This is a genomic window from Aquiflexum sp., assembly GCF_977115555.1.
Window position 1 is genome coordinate 1 of record NZ_CDSBKL010000578.1, and the last position, 1,948, is coordinate 1,948.

The 1,948-nt window shown below is 40.5% G+C and carries 2 protein-coding genes; both read right to left on the reverse strand.

Annotated elements, in window-relative coordinates:
* Positions 1-163 precede the first annotated feature (163 nt).
* Positions 164-982: a DUF6090 family protein gene (locus ACZFYI_RS19755; RefSeq protein ID WP_462525837.1), complete on the reverse strand. Its 819-nt coding sequence runs from the start codon at positions 980-982 to the stop codon at positions 164-166.
* Positions 983-986: 4 nt separating this feature from the next.
* A partial coding sequence (locus ACZFYI_RS19760; protein WP_462525838.1) for a hypothetical protein occupies positions 987-1,948 on the reverse strand: 962 nt, incomplete at its 5' end.

Here is a 1,948-nt window from a genome sequence, read left to right on the forward strand (position 1 = left end):
CTCCAAGCGCATAGACCAGGTATCGAGTAACCCTATTTTCGGCAAGGAGTTTTTGGCGGATTTTTCGGAATAAGGAAATCATGGTATCTTGGATTTTAGGAATAAGGAGGCTTCTACGATGAAACTGCTCCAAATAAACTTCAATGGTGTCAATATAAAATGACTAAGGACTTTCGGAGCTTCTGCTGTCCTCAAGCGAAGCAGCGTTAATAAGTATGTAAATCTGATCGATAAGTTTGAGTACATCTCCCGCAGAACGGGCCACATCTCCCAACAATACATTCTTGATTGCGATCCGATTGGCTAACTCTCGACCCCATAATACCTCCTCATCTGATGAAAACCGCCTGTTTGTGGGCGTATTGTCATAACCGGTTGAAACGGGGATCCCCGGGTAATCCCAATGAACCTTTGCATCTTTTCCATATATGGCGCTAACGTTAAGGCTCTTTATGAAAAACTCGGTCACTTGCCCTGCCCACTGATCTGCTGCATTCTCTGCATATTGGTTGGCCAAAACATTTTCAGCGTCGAACTCTGAAAGCGCTCTGCGGAGTTCTTCACTTTGGATAACGGAGAGCTTGCCTGAGTTGAGAAGGTCAACATAAGCAGTCACTTGAACTCCAAAAGGGATATCAATGAAAGCTTTACGGAGCATCCCGACTATACTGTCATTTGGAATACTGTTGACAGGCCCTGCCAAAATGGTAAGTAGGCGCTCATTGTGTTCGAGTTGCTCTTCTACAAGTGCTAGTTTGATGCGAAGATTCGATTCTGCAGTTTTGAAATCAGAATGTAGAGCTAACAGGTAATGTCTTTCTTCCTTTTGAAGCTTTCTAGTTTCATTCCAGTTGTTAATACTCAAGGCTATCAAAATCCCGATTACCACCAATAGGATTTCGCCTATGGCGTACTTGAAATAGTTGCCCAATTTGTTTTGTTCAACTAGTTTTTGCCGGATTTTTCTGAAAAATTTTAGCACAATGTTAGTTTATGATTAAGTACCCTTTGTTGACAGCAATAAATTTTGCTATGCAATTACCATTGGAATCTGATTGCACAGCAATGACAGTATAGTCACCATCTAGGCCGGCATATTCCGGCCTGGTAGAACTGAATTGGTTAGGTAATAACTTATAAGAACTTCCTACTTTTCCATCATTTATAAGGGTCAGATTGACTTCTTCTGAGCTTAAATTTCCAATCAAGTAACTTCTTCTTAGTTCATCATTTCTTTCAAAGGTTTCTTGCTGGCAATCCAAAGTTTTGAAAGGACTCATGCCTAGGCTTGCATACAGGTTTTCCAATTCTTCCATTCCATATTCTTCCTGTACCACCTTAATGGTGCTGAGGAGAGCGATGGCTTGAGCTCGAGACCTTGAAACGAAGTCGTAATAATTTTGGAAATGGATCCAATTCAACTCAACCAGTTGTTTATAATCAGGATTTGTCAGCAGATACTCGTATTTACGTTCTTTTGAAAGGCTATCTAATCTGACTAGGGACACCTCCCGGGTGATTGTCTTTATATTTTCTTCGATATTGTTTCGGAGAACCCTCCATTGCTGATCCAAATATTCACCTCGGTTTTGTAAGGATTTAGCGGCACTTAGGATAGGTTCGAGTCTCTCATTGGCGAATTTTTCATTTTCCAGCAACAAATTTAAATTTTCCAAAGTGGGGGAATAGGCATACCAGTTTCCGGTAACAATACTCATGAGGTCGTTTTTTCTGTAGTCATCGATAGTTACCTGATTAAAAATTACCTGTTTGCTGAAGGAATCCTGCATGTTCCAAAATCCGAGAACAAAGTTGGCTTCTTCATAATTGATTAAAAGCTCTGTTTCCAGCTTATGGATGGTGTCGGTTATTGTTTTTAAATTCTTTTTCTCTTCATTCCAATTATTGACTTGCAAGGCGATCAAGATACCGATCACCACTAGCAAGA